Origin of the sequence: uncultured Maricaulis sp., from assembly GCF_963976135.1 — a bacterium.
Lineage (GTDB): Bacteria > Pseudomonadota > Alphaproteobacteria > Caulobacterales > Maricaulaceae > Maricaulis.
This window is the reverse complement of record NZ_CAXBKN010000002.1, coordinates 19,081-41,851: the sequence shown is the minus strand read 5'-3', so window position 1 is coordinate 41,851 and position 22,771 is coordinate 19,081. Positions and strand designations below refer to the sequence as shown.

Annotated in this window: 19 protein-coding genes and 2 tRNA genes; 10 read left to right on the top strand and 11 right to left on the bottom strand. The window is 62.8% G+C overall.

Annotation, left to right across the window (positions count from 1 at the left end; translation table 11 throughout):
* Positions 1–43 precede the first annotated feature (43 nt).
* Positions 44–1,240 (bottom strand): APC family permease, encoded by a 1,197-nt coding sequence (locus tag AAC023_RS00615; RefSeq protein ID WP_339737058.1) that lies wholly within the window; start codon positions 1,238–1,240, stop codon positions 44–46.
* 88 nt (positions 1,241–1,328) lie between these two features.
* Between AAC023_RS00615 and AAC023_RS00610 the strand changes: the two genes are divergently transcribed.
* Positions 1,329–1,404: transfer RNA gene (locus AAC023_RS00610), tRNA-Thr, on the top strand.
* A 148-nt stretch (positions 1,405–1,552) separates the two neighbouring features.
* On the top strand, positions 1,553–2,032 hold the full coding sequence (locus AAC023_RS00605; RefSeq protein ID WP_339737056.1) for a thermonuclease family protein: 480 nt from the start codon (positions 1,553–1,555) through the stop codon (positions 2,030–2,032).
* Positions 2,033–2,396: 364 nt separating this feature from the next.
* On the opposite strand, the gene AAC023_RS00600 is transcribed toward AAC023_RS00605, so the two are convergent.
* The 3 genes from AAC023_RS00600 to AAC023_RS00590 are packed head-to-tail and all read right to left on the bottom strand — an operon-like array spanning position 2,397 to position 6,516.
* Complete coding sequence (locus AAC023_RS00600) at positions 2,397–4,229, bottom strand: ABC transporter ATP-binding protein (protein WP_339737054.1); 1,833 nt, start codon at positions 4,227–4,229, stop codon at positions 2,397–2,399.
* A 6-nt stretch (positions 4,230–4,235) separates the two neighbouring features.
* Positions 4,236–5,666: a sulfotransferase family protein gene (locus tag AAC023_RS00595; RefSeq protein ID WP_339737052.1), complete on the bottom strand. Its 1,431-nt coding sequence runs from the start codon at positions 5,664–5,666 to the stop codon at positions 4,236–4,238.
* A gap of 7 nt (positions 5,667–5,673) precedes the next feature.
* Entirely contained in the window at positions 5,674–6,516 is an 843-nt protein-coding gene (locus tag AAC023_RS00590; protein WP_339737050.1) for a sulfotransferase, read from the bottom strand.
* A gap of 206 nt (positions 6,517–6,722) precedes the next feature.
* Between AAC023_RS00590 and AAC023_RS00585 the strand changes: the two genes are divergently transcribed.
* Entirely contained in the window at positions 6,723–7,241 is a 519-nt protein-coding gene (locus tag AAC023_RS00585; protein ID WP_339737048.1) for a cytochrome c family protein, read from the top strand.
* Here the strand turns inward: AAC023_RS00585 and AAC023_RS00580 are convergent.
* The 3 genes from AAC023_RS00580 to egtB all read right to left on the bottom strand — a co-directional run bounded on the left by AAC023_RS00580 (position 7,238) and on the right by egtB (position 10,092).
* The gene (locus tag AAC023_RS00580) at positions 7,238–7,924 is read right to left on the bottom strand and encodes a hypothetical protein (protein ID WP_339737046.1); all 687 of its coding nucleotides are present in this window, start codon (positions 7,922–7,924) and stop codon (positions 7,238–7,240) included. The two genes, AAC023_RS00585 and AAC023_RS00580, sit on opposite strands and share 4 nt — an antisense overlap.
* Positions 7,925–8,001: 77 nt before the next feature.
* Positions 8,002–8,769 (bottom strand): class II aldolase/adducin family protein, encoded by a 768-nt coding sequence (locus AAC023_RS00575; protein WP_339737044.1) that lies wholly within the window; start codon positions 8,767–8,769, stop codon positions 8,002–8,004.
* Positions 8,770–8,832: 63 nt separating this feature from the next.
* Positions 8,833–10,092, bottom strand: coding sequence for an ergothioneine biosynthesis protein EgtB (gene egtB, locus AAC023_RS00570; RefSeq protein WP_339737042.1), 1,260 nt, complete (start codon positions 10,090–10,092; stop codon positions 8,833–8,835).
* 144 nt (positions 10,093–10,236) lie between these two features.
* Between egtB and AAC023_RS00565 the strand changes: the two genes are divergently transcribed.
* From AAC023_RS00565 to AAC023_RS00550, 4 genes are all read left to right on the top strand, one after another.
* Positions 10,237–11,253 carry a DUF2336 domain-containing protein gene (locus AAC023_RS00565; RefSeq protein WP_339737040.1) on the top strand — a complete coding sequence of 339 codons (1,017 nt, stop codon included), beginning with the start codon at positions 10,237–10,239 and terminating at the stop codon, positions 11,251–11,253.
* Positions 11,254–11,281: 28 nt separating this feature from the next.
* Positions 11,282–12,046, top strand: coding sequence for an NAD kinase (locus tag AAC023_RS00560; protein WP_339737038.1), 765 nt, complete (start codon positions 11,282–11,284; stop codon positions 12,044–12,046).
* A gap of 78 nt (positions 12,047–12,124) precedes the next feature.
* Positions 12,125–12,631, top strand: coding sequence for a response regulator (locus AAC023_RS00555; RefSeq protein ID WP_339737036.1), 507 nt, complete (start codon positions 12,125–12,127; stop codon positions 12,629–12,631).
* 13 nt (positions 12,632–12,644) lie between these two features.
* Positions 12,645–13,169: an Hpt domain-containing protein gene (locus AAC023_RS00550; protein WP_339737034.1), complete on the top strand. Its 525-nt coding sequence runs from the start codon at positions 12,645–12,647 to the stop codon at positions 13,167–13,169.
* On the opposite strand, the gene AAC023_RS00545 is transcribed toward AAC023_RS00550, so the two are convergent.
* The gene (locus AAC023_RS00545; protein WP_339737032.1) at positions 13,145–14,281 is read right to left on the bottom strand and encodes a DUF2336 domain-containing protein; all 1,137 of its coding nucleotides are present in this window, start codon (positions 14,279–14,281) and stop codon (positions 13,145–13,147) included. The genes AAC023_RS00550 and AAC023_RS00545 overlap by 25 nt on opposite strands.
* An 80-nt stretch (positions 14,282–14,361) precedes the next feature.
* On the bottom strand, positions 14,362–15,162 hold the full coding sequence (locus tag AAC023_RS00540; RefSeq protein WP_339737030.1) for a hypothetical protein: 801 nt from the start codon (positions 15,160–15,162) through the stop codon (positions 14,362–14,364).
* Between the two features lie 145 nt (positions 15,163–15,307).
* Between AAC023_RS00540 and AAC023_RS00535 the strand changes: the two genes are divergently transcribed.
* The 3 genes from AAC023_RS00535 to AAC023_RS00525 all read left to right on the top strand — a co-directional run bounded on the left by AAC023_RS00535 (position 15,308) and on the right by AAC023_RS00525 (position 21,692).
* A complete protein-coding gene (locus tag AAC023_RS00535) occupies positions 15,308–15,712 on the top strand; it encodes a DUF6491 family protein (RefSeq protein WP_339737028.1) in 405 nt (134 codons plus the stop codon).
* Positions 15,713–15,953: 241 nt separating this feature from the next.
* Positions 15,954–18,782 carry a S8 family peptidase gene (locus AAC023_RS00530; protein WP_339737026.1) on the top strand — a complete coding sequence of 943 codons (2,829 nt, stop codon included), beginning with the start codon at positions 15,954–15,956 and terminating at the stop codon, positions 18,780–18,782.
* Between the two features lie 303 nt (positions 18,783–19,085).
* The gene (locus AAC023_RS00525; protein ID WP_339737024.1) at positions 19,086–21,692 is read left to right on the top strand and encodes an EAL domain-containing protein; all 2,607 of its coding nucleotides are present in this window, start codon (positions 19,086–19,088) and stop codon (positions 21,690–21,692) included.
* Positions 21,693–21,732: 40 nt separating this feature from the next.
* Here the strand turns inward: AAC023_RS00525 and AAC023_RS00520 are convergent.
* Positions 21,733–21,809 (bottom strand) — tRNA-His (locus AAC023_RS00520).
* 108 nt (positions 21,810–21,917) lie between these two features.
* Entirely contained in the window at positions 21,918–22,712 is a 795-nt protein-coding gene (locus AAC023_RS00515) for a M48 family metallopeptidase (protein ID WP_339737022.1), read from the bottom strand.
* Between the last annotated feature and the right edge of the window lie 59 nt (positions 22,713–22,771).

Below are 22,771 nucleotides of genomic sequence, written 5' to 3'. Positions count from 1 at the left end.
GCGCGCGGTGCCAACCAGACACCGCGCGCCAGACTGGCGACCACTAGAGGCTTGTCACGATCGCACCGGCCGCGACCGCGAGGCTCACGGTCAGTCCGACCGCCGGGACCAGTATCGGCACGCTGAAGCTCTCCGGGGCGGCCGGCTCGCGGCGCAGGCGCAAGGCCAGCAAGGCGGCATTGACCAGCGAGAACACCAGCAATGTCACGGTTGAGGCCGCCATCGCCAGCGGGCCCAGTGCGCCGGACATGGCAAATATCGCAATCGCGCCAGCGGCGGCGAGCGTCGCCCATACCGGCGTGCGGCGAACCGGGTGCACAGCGCCCAGGGCTGCCGGGGCCAGGCCGCGCTTCGCGAGTCCGTAAAGCACACGCGCGACCATCACGATCTGGACCAGCGCGCCATTGACCATTGCCAACAGGGCGACCGCAGCGATGCCATCGCCATTGAGACCGGTCGCGTGTTCGAACACGGCCGCGAGCGGCCCGCCCTCGGCCGCGAGCACTTCGGGCGGCAGGGCCCGCACCGAAACCCAGGCCACCGCCAGGTAAATCAGTGACGAGACTGACAGAGTGATCAGGATCGCCAGCGGCAGGGTGCGCCGCGGGCGTCTGACCTCCTCGGCCATATTGGCGATGTCCTCGAAGCCGATGAAGGCAAAGAAGGCCATTACGCTCGCCGCAAACAGGCCCGACCAGGGCACGGGCCCGAAATCCACTGGCGGCGGAGCCGCGATCGCGCCGGGCGCCGCAACGGCGATGATCAGAATCAGGCCGCCCGCTTCGACCAGGGTGATGATGCCAGCGATCACAATGGATTGCCGCACACCCCAGATCGCGATCAATGCCAGAATCGCCAGCGCGCCGATTATGGCGATCCAGCCGGGCAGCGGCACCAGCTCACCGAGATAGCCGGCAAATCCGTGCAACACTACCGCCGAGGAAATCGAGCCGGACAGGGCGACGCCATAGCCGGCCGCTGCCGTCAGCCAGCGTCGCTTGAAACCATGGGCGAGATAGGCTGCCTCGCCAGCGCTCTCCGGATAGCGCGAGCCGAGCTCGGCATAGGACAGGCCGGTAAAAGCCGCCAGCGTCCCCGCCAGGACGAAGGCCCAGGGCGCATAGAGCCCGGCCAGCCCGGCGATCTCACCGACCAGGGCGTAAATCCCCGCCCCGAGCGTGACGCCAATCCCATACAGGCAAAGGCCGGGAAGTCCGATAACGCGATTGAGCTGGGCCATCCCAAGCGCATATCACTGCATGCATTGCAGCGAAACCTTGTGAGATGTCGCGGCTGCGGCTATCAGAGCGCCAGACGATCGAAATCGGGCCGGCTTAGCTCAGCTGGTAGAGCACCTGATTTGTAATCAGGGGGTCGGGGGTTCGAGTCCCTCAGCCGGCACCATTTCGAACTCTGCGGGCGCGCGGCGGCGCCCGTGACCGCTCAGGGCCCTCCCCGCAGTCTTGCCTCTTCGTTATTGCCAGTAGCGCCCGGCCCGGCCGGATATTCGCTGCCCTGGTTCGCTCCCGCTGAGGAGCGGCGATGCCGCCGCATGCCGAAATCGAATCGGAACCGGATCCTGAAAATTCACCCTGCGTTTGCCGTAGCCCTGCTCGGTCTTTTCGTCCTGCAGGGGTGCGAAGCCGTCTCCGTTCGGCCCTCTGCCCCGACCGAAGCCGTCCATGAAATCTCCTGGTCCGATGGCGATAGCGGCCGGCTTGACGGAATGCGTTTCCGGCTCGCCGGTATCGATGCGCCGGAAACCGGGGCGGTGGGCTCGCGCAGCGGTGCCCGCTGTGAGCAGGAGCGCCAGCTCGGCCAGGCCGCCAAGACCTATATGATCGCCCTCACCCGCCGCAGCGCCATCACCATCTCCGGCGATGAAGGCACCGACCGCTATGGCCGCCGCGTGCTGCAGCTCTCGATCGATGGACAGGACCTCGCCCGCACCGGAATTGCCGCCGGTCATCTACGCCCCTGGCCACACCGCAACGGCCGCGCCCAGACGCAAAAACCGGACTGGTGCCGCTGAGATTGCCACTGGAAGCGATGCGCCAAAATCTCCACGCCGCGAGCGGCTGGAGGTTTGAGTGGCTTCTCCCTGTTCGGGGGTGTGCGGGACGCGGCGAATGCCGTTTAGCGCAATAGATAGTTGAGACATCCGAAACGCCCCGCCAAGTCGTCCTGGAAAAAGATGGGAGACTTGCTCGGACGCCTTGCGCCCCGCCCCGAAACCGGAGTGGATAGGGCAGTCGAGCCTTGTGCCGCCTTCCTCTCCGATGGCCAGGTCTCGATTTCATGGGCTCCGCACCTGGCGGGGCCAGGTCCTGACTTGCGTCAGGATGCGGTCGAATAATGGAGAGACGGCAGGGATTGGCGGCACGAGCGCCCCGCACTCATACGTCCCGGTACGGATCCGCCTGGCTATCGAACAGCCCCGCATAAAGCCCGCCCTGCGCGATCAGCAAGTCGTGGGATCCCATTTCGATCAGCTTGCCCTTGTCGAGGACGATGATCTGGTCGGCATGGCGCAGATTGGACAGGCGGTGGGAGATCAGGATCACCGATTTGCCATCGAGCGGGCGTTGCATGAATTCGGCTTCGGCAGCCGGGTCCATCGCGGCGGTGGGCTCGTCGAGGATCAGGATATCGGCTTCGTCATTGAGATAGGCGCGTGCCATGGCGAGGCGTTGCCACTGGCCTCCGGACAAGTCATGCCCGTCAACGAAATGGCGCGAGAGCCGCGTGTCCAGACCAGCCGGCAATTCGGCAATCAGCTCCTCGGCGAGACCCAGCCGGGCGGCACGGGCCAGATTGGCCTCATCGGCCTCGGCCAGGCCCAGCCCGGCAGCGATATTGTCGCGCGCGGTCAGCTTGTAATTCATGAAGGGCTGGAACATCACGCCCAGCCGCCGCGCCAACGCCGCGCGCTGCCAGTCCTGCAAGACCAGACCGTCGAGCGTCACCCGGCCGCTATCGGGCGCATAAAGACCGGTCGCGAGCTTGACCAGCGTCGTCTTGCCCGAGCCATTGGCGCCGACAATACCCAGCCGGCTGCCAGGAGGAAGATGAAAACTGATGGCGTCCAGCGCCGGACGTTTGCGACCGGGATAGGTATAGCTGACATTGTCGAAGCGCAGCCCGTCGGCCGGGTCGGGACCGGCAGTCGCACCGCTGCTGCGGTCCTCCTCTGGCAATTGCATCACCGCGAACAGATTGGCGACATAGAGCAAATCCTCGACGACGCCATTGAACGCCGCCATCAGCGAGGAGACATTCGCCTGCCCCTGTTTGAGCAGGCCGACCAGCATCACCATCTGGCCCAGCGAGATGGCGCCGCCAATCGTCACCCAGACAATCCAGACCTTGCCGCCGAGGAATACCGCCGAGCTGAGCACGCCCAGCGCCGAGGCAATCCAGGCCTGGCGCGCATGCAGGGCGCTGTCATCGGCATGAAGGGTGTGGAAGAGCTCGCCATAGCGGCGCAGCAATTCATCACCAAAGCCGAAATGCAAACGCTCCCGCGCGGCCGCCTCGGTAGTGACCAGGCTTTCCAGATAACTGCGCTCACGCATTTGCGGCGAACGGCCGGTGTAGAAACGATAGGCGGTGCCGGCGAAGTGGAGATTGCCGATAAAGAGCGGCAGGCCGCCAGCGACCACCAAAAGGAAGAGCCAGGGCGAAAACCCGGCCAGCAAGGCGGCGACCGAGGCCAGGGTCAGGCCTTGCTGGGCTGCGTCGAACAGGCGATTGACCAGATTATAGGGCCGGCTCGCCGCATATTGCCGCGCCAGCAGGAATTGCTGTTGCACCGCTGCATCCTCGACCTGGGCGAGCGACAGCGCCGCCGACTTGCGCAGGATGAGCGAGGTGACCGCGAAACCGAGCTCGGCGTGCAGCCGGGTCTTGTAGAAGGTCAGAAGGCGCCGCGCCGCGAGCAGGACAGCCAGGATTGCCGCTTCGGCCGCAACCCAGAGCAGGGCCAGATCCCGGTCGGCGGGGCTCGTACTCTCCATCGCGGTGACGACACCGTCCATCACAAGCTTCGACAGATAGAGTGCCAGGGCCGGCAGCAAAGCGACGAACACGGTGAGGCCGGCAATCAGCACGGTCAGGCCACGACTGGCCGACCAGGTCAGGCCAAGCGTGCGCCAGGCATGGCCGGCGGCTTCAGAGAATCCGGGAACCGGCGGCGTCACGGCATCCTCTGACTCACCGGTTCCGGACATGATTGTTCAGGCCACGCGAGCCGATTGCGGCTCGGCCTCGGCCGTCATCATCGCCGAGAGGACCGCGCCCTTGTGCGGGAAAGGGGCCGCCGGGACCGGCCGGTCCAGGAAATCAGCCAACTTGCTGAAACCTTCACCGGAACAGATATCGATGATCAGAAGATCCTCGGGCCGATCCTTGAAATATTCCATCACTGAACGGACGTGCTGGTCATACACGTGGGAAAAGCGCTCCGGATCGAAGTTGTAGCAACCATAGACGGCCGCGCGCAGGAATTGGCGCATCCGCAAATGTATCCCCTCATCGGGATCATCGAAATCCTTGAAGGCCGGACGATTATACCAATGGCGCGAACAGGAGGCGAGCCAGTCATCCTTGTCGCGAACGGTGAGGATGAATTTGCTGCCCGGATAGAGTTTGTCGAAATGCGGGTAGAAGGGAATGGTCGTGATATCGGTCAGCCCGTCGAGATCGCGCAGCAGGGTCAGGTCATATTGCGCATTGGACAGCTCGATATAGGTGTCCTCGTCGATCGGATAATGCGAGCAGTCGAAGCCAAGCATTTGCAGCGCACCGGTCAGGCTGCGCGTGCCGGTGCGGCTGAGGCCGAGACCGAAGACTTTCGGCTTCTGGGCGCTCTGGCCATAGGCGACACGGCCTCGGTTCTCGACCAGCCAGTCATCCAGCTCCTCGCGGGTGAAGGCGCCCTTTTCCTGAAGCCCCATGCGCGCGATCTCGGCGGTGGCATGCTGCGGCAGGGCCTCAATGAAATCATGGACCTCCTTCGGCGCCGCCGAGGCCGGAACGGCCTTGCGCGCGAATTCGACCGCATGGCGCGCCATGGTCAAGTCGCACATCATCCCGTCCTGCGACTGCCAGGCCCGCATGGCACGGGTCAGGCGTTGCGCCTGGATCTTGGTGCGGCTGCGCAATTGGCGCAGGGCGTATTTCATGAAGACGTGGTGATAGGACTGGAAATGGTCGTGCAGAATGTCGAAATTGCGGAATTGCTTGCTTGAGCCCATCGGCTTCATTGCCAGATTGCGCAGACGCGATTCCGGGCGAAGCACGTATTTGAGGTCATTCTCGGGGACTTTCGTCGCCGCCATAGCCCGCACCACATCGATCCGGGTAATGTGGACGCCGCAATGCAAGCGGCCGCGGAATCGGTCGCTGACATAGGCATCGACATAGGGTGCATCGCAGGCATCTATGAAGGCCCGCATATCCTCGAGGATCAGGCAGTCGGCATCGACATAGACTACATAATCACAGTCATGCTCGATCTGGAGCATCTGATTGACGCATTCGGTAAACGGCCGGACATCGTCAAGAATGAAGGTGTTTTCGGGCCGGATATGCTCCTGCGCCAGGGCCAGGGCGACATCGCGCGTGCGCTCGTCAATCTGCCGGAAAACAAGGTCAACTTTTGCCATAATCTGCTTATGCTCCAACACTGAACTGCGTGTTCAATGGCCCGGCAAGCTCTTCAAACAAGGCCAGGTGGGCCGGGTCGAATTCCTGCTTCCATCGCAAATCGATCTCAATCCCGCCGGAATGATTCTCGTAATAGGCACTGGTACGGTCCGTCAGGCTGACAAAGGCCTCGTCGGGATCGTCAAACCGCGTTTTCGCGGCGATGAACTGGGTGCCGCTATTGCCGCCGAGCACATGGTGCGATTGTTCGGCGAAGCGCAGCATGGCCGGCTCGAACTCGATCTGCATCATGTCGCACACACGGCGAACCTCGGATTCGGTCCGGGTCGACAGGTTTTCATAGCTGACCTGCAATTTGGGGCCCTCGAAGCGCTCGAACAGTGCCTGACTCAACACCATCTTTTCCATCCATTGCCGTATCTGCGCCTCGGCACCGCGCTCCGGATATTTCCGGATTCGCGAATTGACCACAGCACGTCCATCCCGGGTCAGGAAAAGTAGGAAGGCTTGCCCCCCGGCCTTGTTCATCTCGGCGGCACGCGCTTCGATCCAAGCTTCATCTTTTGTCGAATCGATGATGACTGTGCGATGAACGTGCGCGGAAATCTGTTCATAAAGCGGGCTCTCGCGATCCCAGCGAAAGCCAGCCCAGACCTCGCAGCCCTCGCCACAAATCTTGCAGACCCGCTTGCGCAGGGGCTTCTTCTCATCACCGAGATTGCGGACCTTGGCACCCTCGCCGACGTAGAACGCCTTGGAGTGACTGCCCAGGATCATGCCCAACAGCGTCGATCCGGAATGCCCTGCGCCGCACATCAGTACGGCTTTCAGCTCATCAACGCGATTCATGGCGCCTCCTTGATCGGCCAATCCAGCCGCGAACGGGCGGGATGCCCTTGATCGGCGATGTGGAACTCCAAATCCTGACACACTGCAAGGGAAATTGCATCGTCAGCCACCGGCCCCGGCGCACGACCAAGGGCGGCATGCTGCCACATGGCATTGCCTCGCGGTCGCACTATACCAGATACTCATGCCAGACGCGGAGAAGCCCCATGGCCCGAATTCTATTGCCCGCCCTCGCTTCGCTTGCCCTGATGGGATGTGGTGATAGCGCCGATCCGGCGACGCCCAGTGGGGCAGCCGCCGCAGCCCAGTCTGCCGACGCTCCGGCCCGGTCCGCCCCCCCCGCGCCGGCCGCCGTCCCAGCGGCGCAGCAGCTCGCTGCGGCCACACCCGGCGTCGACCTAGCCAATGGCCAGCGCCAGTTCCGTCGCTGCCAGTCCTGCCACACACTCAATGAGGGCGGCCGGCACACGGTCGGGCCCAATCTCCACGATGTGCTGGGCCAGCCGGCGGCAAATGCGGCCGGCTTCAGCTATTCACGCCCGCTACGGGAATCGGGCCTGACATGGGGTCGGGAAACACTGGACGCCTGGATCGAGAATCCGCGCGAACTGGTGCCGGGCAATCGAATGAGCTTTGTCGGACTTCGCAATGCCGATGATCGCCGCGACGTGATCGCCTTTATCGAAGCGAGAACCGCGCCCGACAATTCGCAACCCGCAGACTAGAAGCGGCGCCAGACCGAGAGGAAGAGCGCGTGTTCCTCGATTGTATTGCGCCCTGCCGGCGTCAATACAGCGCCGAGATGATACTCCATCTCACCGATTTCGCGCCCGATCGAGAGTTGAACCTTGTGCTGCTCGAACGGGCGCACATGCGGCTGCACGGCGTCCAGGCTCCAGACGGAAAACCCCTGGACCAGAACCTGCCAGGCGTCTGCGGGCTGCCAGCCCAGTGTCAGGTCGAGCCGTGCCTCATCGGCATACAAACCGTCGCGCCAGCGATAGGCCAGCTGGACATCCGCGAACAGGTTGCGCGTCAGATTGCCCCCCCACAGGCCCCGTGCCTCCCAGGCATTGCCGCCATCGCCCAGCGGTTGATCGGAAATATTCTCGCCCGCCCCCGGCAGGATTGCCATCGCCTGCAGCGACAAGACTTGTCCGCCATCCAGATATAGCACGCGCCGCAGGCCAAACTCGGTTGCGGCGAAGCCCTGAGCGCTGTCGAAGTCAGGACCATTGCGGCGCTCAACCGTCTGCCAGGCGGCGCGTGACACCAGGGTGAACCTGTCGGTCAGCCCGTATTCGAGATAGAGCGCCAGCTCGTCCTTGTAGAAATAGCCGTCATCACGCCGCTCGCCATTCGGACCGAAGCTCAGCTCGGCGCGGTCGAGCAAGGTCGTGGTAATCATCAAGCCCTCGCCGCGCTGTTGCGGCCACGCCCCGGCCTGAGCCGGCGCCGCGATCGCAAACAGCGCGAGCGGCAGCGTCAGGCGTCGAAGCCAGGGCTTTCGCGGCGGACGCGGTCGAGCAGCGCCGCCCAGGCAATTTCCTTGAAGAACTCGTTGCCCGAGATCTCCGATGACTGGCCAAACACCCGATCCTGCATCTTCTGATCCCATTCGATCAGTTCTCCGCCGGCCTGTGCCATCACCTGAATGCGGCACGCACGTTCAAGTAGGTAGATTCGAATATACGCGCTGAACGGGTGGTCGCCAACCGACAATGTGCCATGACTGGACAGAATCATGAGATTCTTGTCGCCCAGATCAGCAACAAGCCTCTGTTTCTCATCGGCTTCCAGCGCGATGCCTTCATAGCCATGATAGGCCACATCGTTGAAAATATTCATGGCGAGCTGGGAGATTGGCCGCAAACCGCCCTTCTGCGCCGCTACTGCAACGCCGGCGTCGGAGTGCAGATGCAGCGCGACATGAACATCTTCGCGTGCCGCATGAATGGCGGAGTGGATGGTGAAACCGGCCGGATTAATGCCATAGCGCGACGGCGGAAGCACATTGCCGTCCAGGTCAACCTTGACCAGATTGGAGGCGGTCACATCCTCATAGAGCAGGCCGAAAGGATTGAGCAGGAAATGCTCTTCCGGTCCGGGCACCCGCATCGAGATATGGGTGAAAAAGAGATCATCCCATCCATGCATGCGTACCAGGCGATACAATGCCGCCAGGTCGCAACGCGCTTTCCATTCTTCGGCCGAAACCTGATCCTGAACCGACAGGGCCGTTTGATCGTCCATGCTTACCTCCCGCAAGGTGTTTTGATTATATCGTTCCGATCATCCGCCGCCCGGCGGGCGCGGTCAAATATCCTTTGCCAGCCGCAAGCCGGAAAACTGCCAGCGCGCCTGCGGCGGGAAGAAATTCCGGTAGGTCGGCCGCACATGCCCGCGCGAGGTGGCGCAAGACCCGCCGCGCAGGACGTATTGGCCGCTCATGAATTTGCCATTGTATTCGCCGACCGCGCCGGCGGCCGGCCGGTAACGCGGATAGGGAGCATAGTCGGACCGCGTCCATTCCCACACCCCGCCAAACATCTGGCGCAGACCTGTGCCCGGCTCGCAATCCCCTGGATGCGCCGAATAACCCGGCATTGCAAAACGCCCGTCCGGACCGGCTGCACGCCTGGCAGCATGTTCCCATTCGCGCTCGCCGGGGAGACGCGCTCCGGCCCATTCGGCATAGGCGGATGCTTCATAATAGCTGAGATGCACGACCGGAGAATCCGGCCGGATTTCCCCCTCGCCATGCAGGGTAAACTCGCGCCACTCCCCGTCGCGTTCACGCCAGTAGAGCGGCGCCTGCCAGCCCTCGGCATTGAGACGAGCCCAGCCATCGGCCAGCCAGAGTGAGGGCGTGCGATAGCCGCCATCCCGGATGAAAGCGGCATATTCCCCATTGGTCACCGGCCGGTCAGCCAGGGCAAAAGGAGTCAGCACGGCCTCATGAGACGGTCCCTCATTGTCGAACTGAAACGGTAATCCCTCCGCACCGAAGGCAAACACGCCGCCATCGAAACCGACCCAGGACGGCGCGGCCCCGTCACCGGCCACGACATCCGGGCGGCGTTCGGGAAAGGCGATCGGGGCAAATGGGTGGTGCGACAGCACATGCTTGATATCGGTGAGGATTAGCTCCTGGTGCTGTTCCTCATGCGCCAGCCCAAGCCTGACTAGAGGCTCAAGGCGCTCAAGCGCCTCGCCCTCGAGTGCAGACAGCAGACGCCCCATCGCCTCGTCAACATGCTCGCGATAGCCCAACACCTCGGTCAGGCCGGGCCTCGAGAGAAAACCACGCCGCTCACGCGGGTGCCGCTCTCCGATCGCCTCATAGTAAGAATTGAATAAATAATTATAATCGCGCCTATATTCTTGATACCCGTCGAGCGACTCAAGCAGCAGGAATGTTTCCCAGAACCAGCTGGTATGTGCGAGGTGCCACTTGGTTGGGCTGACGTCGGGCATGGTCTGGATCACCATGTCCTCGCAGCCGAGATGGTCGACCATCGTCTGTGTGTTCGTCCTGACACGCGAGTACTCAGCCAAGAGTATTGGTTCGGACATATCCTTCACTGCCAGTCGCCTCCGGGCTCAGCCTCATTAACAAGTTTTCAAGGCAAGTCAGTCTTAATAGATCGCAAGAATAAGCAAACTCACGCCAGGTCCATGGTCAGTCAATCTGCACACGCTATAGCCCAACTCGCAAAAATGCGAGACCCCTCCAAGCGTCGCGAGCTTGCTTTGGGCGTCACGGAAATGTGCCTGGCCCAACCGCTATCGCCGACCGCAGACCCGATCGCGGGCGACCTGCTGGTCACCCTCTCCAGCACGATCGACGCGCCCACCAAAATTGCCATGGTGGAAAAACTGGCGTCGTCCGAATGGGCACCGCATTCCGCGATCCGGCACTTCGCCTTCGACGAAATCGACGTCGCCTGCATTGTCATTCGCAACAGCCAGCGGCTGACCCAGCAGGACATGATCAGTCTCGCCGAAACCGGATCGATCGATCACCGCCGGCATCTGGCCGGCCGGGCCAATCTTGGCCCCGCCGTCACCGATGTGCTGGCAAAACCGGGCGAAGCCATCATTCTGCGGGCTCTGGCCAATAACGCGACAGCGCAGATCAGTGAATCGGCCCTGGATATCTGCCTGTCCGTCGCCAAGGATCATATGAAGCTGCGCGAGGCCCTGGCCCGCCGGCATGATCTGACAGCCGACTATGCGACCCAGCTTTGCATCATGCTGCCGGAAAACTGGCGTGAGGATTTATACCGTCGCTTCGCCCTCGACAAGAATTACGTCGAGGGCCTGGCGGTGAAGGCCGCGCTGAGTGCCACCTCGGCCGGTGTCGACACGGAAGCCGCGCAGGCAGTGGACGCAGCCATGAAGTCTGGTGCGCTGACGGGTAATTACGCACTGACCGCCCTGCGGGCCGGCAAGGGCGCAGTGTTTGACCATGCGGTCGCCAGGCTCTGCAATCTCACACCGGCACAATGGCGCGTCGCGCTCGCCATGGGCGGCGTGCGTGCCGCAGCGATGGCTTGCCAGGCTTGCGGCCTCGACCGGACTGACTACCCGACCGTCCACCGGGCCCTGCAGCGGGACGGACGCATGCATCAACAGCTTGAGGGCGACGCAATGAGCGCCGCTGCCAATATCTTCCGGATGTACGGGCCGGAGAAAGCTGCCAACGCCTTGCGTCAACTCGGAAGCAGGTCTTGAATACGCGCCGGTCATAACGGACGCTCTCTTGCCCCCTACCCTCGCTTTTCTCGCCAGCCCCCGCCCCGATGCCAAGGCCGCCAAAGCCCGGCTTGAGCAACAATATGGTCATGTGGAACTGGACCAGGCCGAGATCATTGTCGCCCTGGGCGGTGACGGTCTCATGCTGGACGCGCTCCACGCCGCGATGCGGACGGGGGCCAGCGTCTATGGCATGAATTTCGGCTCGGTCGGCTTCCTGATGAATGAATTCAGGGAAGATGGCCTGCTCGCCCGCCTGGCGGATGCCGAGCACGCCCGCCTCCACCCGCTTCGCGCCACCGGCGAGGATGTCTATGGCCACCCCTTCAAGGCCCTGGCGATCAATGAGGTCTCATTGCTGCGTGGCACCCGCCAGACCGCCAAGATCCGCATCAATATTGACGGCCGCGCCCGGATGAGCGAGCTGCAGGCCGATGGTGTGATGGTCGCCACGCCAGCGGGCTCGACCGCATATAATCTCTCGGCCCACGGCCCCATCCTCCCGCTCGATTCCAAGGTACTGGCCCTGACGCCGATCAGCGCCTTTCGGCCACGTCGCTGGCGCGGCGCGCTCCTGCCGCACAGCGCGAAGGTCGGATTTGAGATTGCCGAACCGCGCCTGCGCCCGGTTCACGCCGTCGCCGATAATCAGGAATTCCGGGAAGTGGCCTGGGTGGAGGTCGTCGAGGCCGAGGACGTCACTCTCACCATCCTGTTTGATCGCGGCCGTGACCTGGCCGAGCGCATCCTCACCGAACAGTTTGAAAGTTAGCCACGCTTAGGGCGGCGTTAAGCACCAATCACTACAGTAGCGGCCAGTAACTCAATTCGCATCCGCACCGGCGAGACGATGAAAATGGCGCTCGAAGAAACCTTGTCCCAGACACGAATTCTGGTCGTGGACGACAATGCTGCACTGCGCGGCGTCCTTCGGGTCTCGCTGCAGGCCTTTGGCTGCGCGAAAGTCATCGAGACCGGATCGGTGTCCCAGGCGCTCGACCTCCTGAAATCGCAAGCGATTGATCTGGTCATCACCGATTGGAAAATGAAGCCGCGCGACGGGATCGATCTGGTCAGCTGCATCCGCTCCCCTGTTTCCAGCCCGGTTCCGGGCCTGCCGGTCATCATGCTGACCGCCTATGACGGTACAGACAAGATTCGCCAGGCCCGCCGGGCCGGCGTCAACGCCTTCCTCATCAAGCCTGTCACAGCCGCCGCACTCGCCAGTTGCCTGCGTGACGTCCTGACCGGCGATCAAGGGTTCGTGGAAACCGATTCCTATGTCGGCCCCGAACGCCGGGAAGCCGATCGGTCTGACCTGATCCGTCCGGCAGCCCAACTCACCGCTTCCCATTAAGAGGACTTCTCGCATGGCCAAAACCAATCCCGACGTCGAAATGATTGCCGCGCCGAACATGCTGCAGATCAAAATCGGTGGGCCGATTGGCGCCGCTGACCTGCATTTGATCGAGAAGGCGGACAATGCCCTCAATGAGATGCGGTCAGATTTTGCGCTCTGGCTTGAAGATGAGGTCGAGAAACTCGAAAAATCCGCGAGTATTGTTCGCAAGGAAGGGCTGAAAGGCCAGGAGGGCGAAGACCTCTTCATCCGCGCGCACGATCTGCGCGGCCTCGGCTCGACCTATGAATTCCCGATCATCACCCGCCTCGCCTCATCAATGGCCAAGATGATCGACATGCCCGAGAAGCGCGAAGTCGCGCCGGCTGGCCTCGTTCTGGCGCATGTAAATGCCATCCGCGCGGCGCTGGTACAGAATATCCGCGACACCACCGATCCGGTTGCCGCCGAGCTGGCAGGTCAGCTTGAAGAGATGGCCGAAGCCTTTGCAGCGCCCTGGAAGGACCAGCCTCAGCCGGCAGCTGCCAACGGCTGAGCGTCCTCGGCGAACCGCCGCAGAACATAATCCAGATCTTCTTCGGGAATGCCTTGGAACCGTGTGATGGCCCGCTCCGCCAGCACACGACGAAAGTGTTCGCGCCCCTCGCCGTCATGAGGCATTTCGGTCGAGTGATAGACATCCAGGCCTGCCCGGATCGCCGGATAGAGGCGTGGTGGCATGCCGGTGCGGTCATAGATGGCGCGCAGCCCAAGCGGTCCGGCATCATGAACCAGCAGCCAGGCCTTCGCATGCGGCAAGCCCGACAATTCCGCGAAGGCATGCTCGACAAAACTCACATGACCGCGGAACAGGGCGCGCAGGATCAATGACGGCGTCAGCCGGCTATTCATCCGCAATTGCTGCACAAAATGCCTCGGATCATGCGCGAGACCGGCCTGATCCACCAGATCGATGGTCGCACGCTCACGCGCGCCCTCGGCGATCTCGACGGCGAGCTGCGGCGGCAGGGCATGGTTCTTGACCAGACGGTCAAGCGCCTGGTCGCTTATGTGCGAGATCAGACGCTCGGTGATATCCAGCGGCAGATGGGAACGCGCCACGAAGGCATCCATCACCGGCTGACACTCGCAAAACTCGCTGAAGGCGCGCTGATAGGCCGCCTCGTTGAATTCCGCCCCGTCATTGGATGCGACAACACCGACGGCTTTCTCATCCCTGGAGTCGAGAATCTCGTGCACAATGATCGGCGACACATGATCGCGTGCGGCAACGGCACAGTATTTCGCCGAGCTCGCGCCATTCAGGATCTCGATCAAATCCTCATCGGTCAGCGCTGGAGAGGATAACAAGACGGGCGTGGCCACTGAATCGACATCAGACGCAAGTTTGACGGCAATGTCGTGCGGCAGGTTGGGCGATTGGCGCAAGGTGACCGCCATCGCCCGCCGGACCAGCTCTGCAGCATCGCGTGCGATTAATTCAAGAATATCGTGGGCCGCAGCGCGTTCCGCATCGGTCAGATTGGCCCCATCGATACGATGGCAGATCTTGCGCGCCGCCAGGGCGCGGTCTTCGTCCGTCTGCCCACGCACGAGGCGGCGGACATCGGTTTCAGTCAGGCGATTTCGCAGCGCGACGACGGTCATGGCTTTCCCGAATTCTTTCAGAACTTAATGAAGCTTAACGCCGACATGCTTAATGAAAGCTTGTCGCGGAAAGTATCCGTTTACGTTTCGCGGACACGGCCGGCAGCCGGAGCGTCCAGCGAGGCGAGAATTTCCATCAAAGCCGGTGACAGCTCACCATCCCCCACGCGCTGACTTCCCGGATTGACCGGTCCGCCATACAGCCCGCCCGGCGAACCGGAGCCCGTCCTCGGCACCACGACCGGGGCAGGCCCCGAGGCGGGAAGATTGACGACAGGCCGTTCACGCGTCAGCGAAGCAAGCACTTCGCTCGCCGATCGTGCGCGGCCGCCCTCATAGAAGATCGGCCGGTTGGCCTGCGCGGCTTGCGGAAACAATTCGTCGGCCCGCATGCCCGGCGAGCGCTCGGCGGCGGCGATCAGGCCGGCCGCGCCGTTGGCACCGAGGAAATGTGCGGCATAGAGCTCGCCACCGGACGCCGGCCGTCCCAGTCGTGACTCAATGACCTGGGCATTCTCCGAGGCCAGCTCACCAGCCATGCGGGCGGCGGTTTCCGGGTCGAAGCGCAGATCCAGGATACGGGACCGCTCGGTGGGGTCGGAAACGGCGAACCGGCCATTTTCGCCCTGGGTAATCGCCTGTGCCGCATCGCCATGCCCATGCTCGCCACCATGGCGCTGCATCACACCCAGCCAGGTTTGCTCGATAAACTGATACATGCCCGCCGCGCTTGAGGTCGAAGCCTGCGCGCCGGCGTCGAAATTGCTTTCCCGCGCCGCCGTCCGCAGCAGGAAGTTGAAATCCGTGCCGGTTTCCCGCGCAGCCTGACGGATCAGGCGCGTGGTGGATTCCTGCTGGCTTACTTCAATCGGGCTGACCACGTCAGACCTCCGCAATTTTGCTGAATCGATTCGCAGCCAAGCATCGGGCCCTTACGCCTAACCGCACGTTAACGATGATTATGCTTGCCCGCGGCACCGATGTGGTAATCTGCGCGTGAGGGACCACACTGAACGGGAGTTCAAGATGAACCGGATCCATTTATCCATCATGGCCGCACTGGCCGGCTTGCTGGCGCTGAGCGCCCCGGCGGCAGCCGAACGTATCCGGCTGGTCAATATCAATGGCTATAGCGTGATCGATAATGAGCACCTGGTGCTCAATGGCGGCGCCAGCCATCATTATCTGGTCACGCTGCGCCATCGGTGCCCGGGCTTGCGCTTCGGCGTCGAGGTCGGCCTCAGCTTCCCCTCGACAACGACGCTGTACACGCCCTTCCTCGAATATGTTTACACACGCGACGATGTCCGCTGCTTCATCGACACGATCGAGCCGGTCGACAGCCTGGATGCAGCGCGCGCATTGATCGAGGAACGCGCCGCTGCAGAATCCGCCGCGGAGGCGCAGGGCCCGGCCGCACCGGACGCATAACGGCGGCGAGCCCGATCCACGCAAGCGATTCCGGCCTGCGGCTCACCGCGGCAGGCCGGAAAATGCGCGGCATTTGCCGACACTGCTCAATCAGCTGTAAACCACTGCTCAGATTAAGGGTTTGCTAACCTACCTTGTTAGGACCGCCTTACGTTCAGAGGCGCATTATCGATCCAAGACGCAAATACATTTGGACGGGATCGACATGAAAAACTTCCTCTTACGGACCACCGCCACTCTGATGTTGACGGCCTCCGCTGGATCACTCCTCGCTCCCGCCGCAATGGCGGGCAGCGACAGGGGCGTCACGTCGGATTCGGCGGAAACGCAATTTGTCCTGCCATTCCATGGGGACATCAATCCCTTCCATGGCGACATCAATCCATTCCACGGCGATATCAACCCCTTCTATGGCGACATCTCGCCATTCTGGGGCGATATCAGTCCGTTCTGGGGTGACATCAATCCCTTCCACGGCGATATCAGCGCCTTCTGGGGCGATATCGATCCTTTCCACGGCGACATCAACCCCTTCTACGGCGATATCGATGCCTTCTGGGGCGATGTCGGCCCCCTGTGGGGTGATATCGATGCCTTCTGGGGCGATATCGATCCGTTCACGGGCGACGCGACCGCACTGGCTGCCCAGCTGGAAGGTCTGTTCGACCAGGCTGAGGCCGTCTTCGGCGAGGCCGTCGAGGCGCAGACCGGACAGTCCTTCCGCAACCAGTTCCTGCAGGACCTGCTGGCCCGTTATGGCATCGACCCGAACGATCCGGATTCCCTGGACCAGGTTACTGCGCAACAACGCTCGGCCTTCTTCCTGGCCTTCTATGACGGGCTGATGAACTTCTCCGGCACGGATCGTTTCGATCACTGGATGCCGGCCATCAACTGGTCCCCGGCGCTGTCACAGGCTGCCGGCGGCGGCGATGGTGTGCTGGTCGGCTTGCTGGACTTCAGCTTCCAGTCCGATGAGGGCATGAATGTTCGCTCGGAATACGGCGAACGCGACTATCTGAACTTCAATCATGGCGCGGCCGTCGCCAGTCTGATCGGCGCGCCCCATGATGGGAGCGGCGTGATGGGCGTTGCCCCGGACGTGATCTTCAACACCTATAATCCTTTCGACGAAACGCTGAGCACCAATTGGGATGATGTTCGCAGCGGCTTGCTGCAACTGGCCCGTCCGGGGCCCGACATCATCAACATGTCGCTCGGCATGCCTGGCTGGACGCTGCATCAGCAGTGGGCCACCATTTTCAGCGACAAGCACATCGCCCGTGCGACCGATGACATCCTGCTGGTCGTGGCCGCCGGCAATGACGGCGTCACACAGACGACCGATCTCGACTGGACAGGCGTGTCCACCCTGGACAATCTGCTGATCGTCGGCTCGGTCAATCCGAATGGCGACATCTCTTCCTTCTCCAATCGCCCGGGCACGGCGTGCTTGACAGTGCGTGGACGTTGCCGGGACGGCTACCGGCTGATGGACCGTTTCCTGGTCGCGCCCGGCGAATTGCTGCTGGTCTCCGACGGTGAAGGCGGTGTCACGCGCCTCTCGGGCACATCCTTCGCGGCCCCACTGGTCACCGGCGCCGCGGCGCTGGTCCTGGGTCGCTGGAACTGGCTCGAGGCTGGCGATGTCGCCGATGTGCTGCTGTTCTCGGCCGAAGATCTCGGCGCCCCCGGTGTCGACGAAGTCTATGGCTGGGGCCTGCTCGATATCGATGCCGCCATGTCCCCGCTCGACATGACAAACCTGGTGCATCTGGAACGTTCGCGGTCCAGACGAGGCGGTTACACAGAACAGTCGATCGATGTCATTTCGCTGGCCAGCGGACGGCTCTCCTTCCGCCGGGCACGCGACAACTCGATCACCGTATTCGAGCCGATCGGCGACACCTATCGCGATTTCGAAATCTCGGTTGCCGATCTGATGTTCGACGATTCCGGCCGCGACCGGAACATGCGGGCCAATGCGGAAACCTATCTGCGTGAACGCACCTGGTGGCTCGTCAATGGCCGTCAGTTCAACGATACCGGCGAAACCGCCTACCAGCTCTCCTCCGACGGCCGGTTCGCGATCAGCAGCACCGCTGCCGCCGCCGACCCGCGGGCACCGCTCTCGACGAGCGGCTTGCCATTCCAGGCCGGCATCAGTTTCCGGGATACCGAAACCGGCCGCGAACTGCGTCTCGGCTCAGGCGAAGGGGCAATGGCCCTGAACCAGCAGGACGGCTTCGGACTGTTCTCCGATCACCGCCCGGAAACCGGTGGCGTCAATCCCGTCCTCGGCTTTGCCTCAGGCGGTGCCTACGCCATGTCGACCCTGCCGCTTGGCGACCGGACACGCATGGATTTCGGCGTCACCACCTCGCAAGATGAGCACTTGTTCGTCAATCCGATCACCGGCGAACAGCAGACCTCGACCGAGGGGCTGGCCGCCTATGAAGCGACCGCTTTCCTGACCAGTGTCAGCCATCAGATCAACGACAATTTGACCGCCCATGTCACCTATACCGGCCTGTTTGAAGCCTCGGGCCTGCTCGGTGCCCAGGGCAGCAGCGGCCTGAGCCTGGAAGGTGGAGCGACCACGGACTCCCTGACGATCGGGGCCGAGGCCCGCCTGCCGCTGGCGGTGACCCTGAGCAGTTCCGCAACCCTGGCCCGGACGCGGTCCGCCAGCTTCGGCGACTCCCTGTTGTCGCTGCCGGACGGCACCGTTTCAAGCGCCTTCCAGCTGACGGCACGCCGTGACGGGCTGTTCACCTCGGTGGATGCGGTACGTTTCAGCATCATCCAGCCGCTGCACGTGGAATCCGGTGCCCTCGAATACAATTCGACCAAGGTCATTGACCGGACCACGGGCGAACTGGGTACCGATCTGCAGCGTTGGGAATTGGGTGGACAGCGGCCATTATTCGCCGAGCTCATCTACGCAACGCCAGTCTTCGACGGCCGCGCCGATCTGAGCCTCTTCACCCGCGCCGAACTCGCTGGCGAGACCTCCGCCGAAGATGTCGCCGGCATGGCGACAGGCGCGCGCTTCCGCCTCGAATTCTAGCAGCGCAATCGAGCGCAGCCCTGCACAACCGGACCGCCGTCCCAGATCTCTGGGGCGGCGGTTCGCGTGTGCCCCTCCCGCGCCGCGTGGCAGGCCCGGCCAGCCCCACCCAAGAATCGCTCGCCAACCCACGCAAATCATTGAGAAAGTCCGATGTTCGCGCGAATTTAACCATTGTCGTCCAACCTGGTAGCTCAAACAGACCACACGAGCCCAGTCAGGATCCGGGATGCGCCGCCTCAATGAAATTCGCCGTCCCACACTCGCCCGCGCCGCCCTCGCGCCGCCGGCCGGAGCGACGGCATGAAGATGTGGCATTTCCCCGCGACCGCGCTGAGCGCGCTCCTGCTCCTGGCCAGTCCGGCGCAGGCGGTGCAATTGCAGCTGCCCGCAGCCGAAATGCTGGAGCCAGACGTCAGGACGGTCGAGTCGGAGCTCGCTGCGGCGCGCGCCAACATGATGGCCGACCCGAATGCCGCCCTGGCCCACATCACCGCCGCCGAAGCGCTGCTGGCTGACGGTTCCGGGCGAACCGGGATCGACACTGAGTTCGCAACCGTCTGGTGGCTCAAATCCGAAGCCCTGACGCGACTCGGCCGACCGGTCGAGGCCCGTCCTGTCGCCCAGCAGGCCCTGGACATTCTCGGCGCAGAGCCGGAGCCGACCAAGCTGTTCGCCGATATCCTGGTCTCCCTCGGCCGCATCGACAAGGTGACCAGCGAATACGGAGCGGCCTTCGACAATTTTCAGCGCGCCTACGAAGTCTTTCGCGCGATCGGCGATACGCGCAGCGAGTCGATCGTGCTGCAGTCGATCGGCTCGATCTATAATGATGCGCACCAGTACCGCCGCGCCGAAAGCTATTATGTCGATGCGATGAGGCGCCATCCGGGCGATCCCTCGCTCGACCTGGCAGCCAATAATAATCTGGGCAATGCCTATCGCGAACTGGGCCAGTACCAGGAAGCCCTGGAGCATTTCCAGCGGGCCCGCGAGCTCGCCGCGGAGATGGGCAGCACGGCCCTGCAGGCCCGCATCCTCAACAATATGGCCTCGCTGCAAGTCGCGTTCGGCGAACTGGACGCAGCCGCCAACACCGTCGACGAGGCCTTTTCCATCAGCGGCGATTCCGCCCGCGATGAATGGACGCGTTTTCTCTGGGGGACGCACGCACGGATTTCCTATGAGCGCGGCGATCTGCAAGACGCGCGCAGGGAAATCGCCCGCACGTTCGACGGCGTTTCGCTCGCCGAAACGACCCAGAGCTACACCGAATTCCATGCCACCGCCGCGGACATCTATCAGGCGCTGACGCTGTGGAGTGAGGCGATACCGCATTTGCGCGCCTTCAAGCGCCTTGACGACGATGCGCGCGAAGTCGCGGCCTCAGCCAATACCAGCCTGCTGGCCGCCCAGTTCGACTTCGCCGAACAGAATATGCGGATCGAACAGCTTCGCCTCGTCGGGTCGGAACAGGACCTGCAATTGGCCAATGCGCATGCCCGCCAGCGCCTGATCGCCGTCAGCGCCTTGCTGGTGCTCGCAGTCGTCGTCCTGCTGCTCATCTATGTCCGCCAGCGCGCCTCGCGCGATCGTCAGCTTGTGCTTGAAAAAGCGCTTTACGAGGACATCGAGACCGGCCTGCCCTCCCGGACAGCCGTCGAGCGTTCGATTGTCCACCTGGCCAGGACGGCCGGACATCCGGTCACTCTGGTCGCGCTTGGCATCGAGCGTTTCAAACATCTCAAGAACGCCCTCGGCTTTGCCCGCATCTCCATGCTCAAAGCGGCGATGGCGGAGCGGATTCGCGCCAATCTCGGCTGTGAGATTGTCGCTACGCTGAGCCCGGACACACTCGGCGTCATCATCGCCGTCGCCGATGCCAATGCGGTCCTGCCGGCGGCCGAACGGATCCGCATGTGCTTCAACAGCCCGGTGACGCTGGACGGTGTCGATATCGACGTCGCCGTCACCGCAGGCCTGTACGCCGGCACCGGCGGCGAGGATTGCGTCAAAAATGCCATCATCGCCGTCGACCAGGCGCGCGAAACCTCCAGCTGGGCCGCGGTCTTCGACGCCGTGCGCTTCGGCGATCCCGACCAGAATCTGACGCTGATGAGCCGCATGATCACCGCAACGCGCAATGGCGATATGGCGATGCAGTATCAGCCCAAGCTTCATCTGGCGTCGGGTAGCTACCGTGCCGCCGAAGCCCTGTGCCGCTGGACCGATCCCGAGGAGGGCGTCGTCTTCCCCGACAGTTTCATCCCGCTGGCCGAAGAGACCGGGCATATCCGTGAATTCACGCTGTGGTCGATCGAACAGGTTGTCCGCGACCAGGAGACTCTCCGCACCGCCGGTCACGATATCAGCCTCGCGGTCAATATTTCCGGTTCGCTGATCTCTGACCCTGATTTTGCCGAATTGGCCCTGCGTACAGCCACCCGCGGCCCCGGGCGCATTTCCTTCGAAGTGACCGAAACGGCCGCGATGCAGAACCCGGAACGAGCGCTGGAAAATCTCGAGAAATGGGCCGCGGCCGGCATCAAGCTGGCGATCGATGATTACGGTTCCGGCCTGTCCTCACTGGCCTATCTCAAGACCCTGCCCAGCCATGAGCTGAAACTCGACCGCGCCTTCGTGACCCATATGGCCTCGTCGCAACGGGACCGGATGCTGGTCAAATCGACATCGGACCTGGCGCACGGCCTGGGCCTGGAGATGACGGCCGAGGGCGTCGAAACCCTCGAATCCCTGGCACTGCTGAAACTGATGGGATGCGACTGGGCCCAGGGCTATGCGCTCGCGAAGGCGATGCCCCTGCCCGCCCTGATCGAATTCCTCGAGGCCAATGCCCAGGTCATCGTGTCCGCCGACCTCACACCGGACGCCAAGGGCCAGGCGCGATAGGCACCGGCCGGTGGCAGGCTTGCCGCTGGATGGTTGGAAATGGTACCGCCTCCCCGAATTGAACGGGGGACCTCTAGATCCACATTCTAGCGCTCTAACCAACTGAGCTAAGGCGGCACCGGGCACGCACCTGTTGGACAGGGCGTGAGGCGCGGGAAACTAGCGCCACCCTCGTGCGGTGGCAACCATGCAATCAGGCGATTTGCAGGCCGGCATCATCCAGCCTCAGACATAGCCGCGCGCGGCCATATGCGCCCGCATCGCCTCGATCCGGTGTTCGTCGGACGGGTGAGTCGATGCGAACTCCAGCTGGCCACCCTGGTGGGTGGTGGACATCGCGATCCAGAAATCGATCGCCTGGCGCGGATCATAGCCGGCAGCGACCATGTAGTCGATCCCGAGCCGATCGGCTTCGAACTCGTGCTGGCGCGAATAGGGCAGGATGATTCCCAGGCTCACCCCCATGCCCAGCGCAGCGCCAAGCTGGTCGCTATAGGCAATATCGGCACTCGTGTTGAGCGCCGTGCTGACCAGGCTCATGCCAATCTGCGCGGCCATTTGCTGACTGGCGCGTTCGGCGGAATGCCGCCCTGCGATGTGACCAATCTCGTGGCCCATCACGGTCGCGACATGGTCGTCGGTTTCCATCAGGTCGAGAATGCCCTTATAAAACCCGACCTTGCCATTGGGTAGCACCCAGGCATTGACCGTGTCGCTGTCAAAGACAACGAACTCCCAGTCCAGATGGGTCTGGCCGGAGGCATGCACGATCCGCTGCCCGACCCGGTCGAGCCGGCGCGTATAGGCCGGATCGCGCGAAACACGCTCGCGATTCAGGCTCTCCTGCCACGCCTGAGCCGATAATTGCGTCAGCTGCGCGTCGGATATCAGCATGAGCTGGCTGCGCCCGAGGGCGGCATTTTCGGCGCAAGCGGAGATGAAGGGAAGCATTGTCCCGGCGGCCAGGCCGATCAGAATTTCGCGGCGCCGGAACAGTTCCGTCGATTTTCCATTGTCCATCCTCAACTCCCCCTTCGATTTTGCGTCAATTAACCGTAAGACTATCGCAGCGCTGCGAC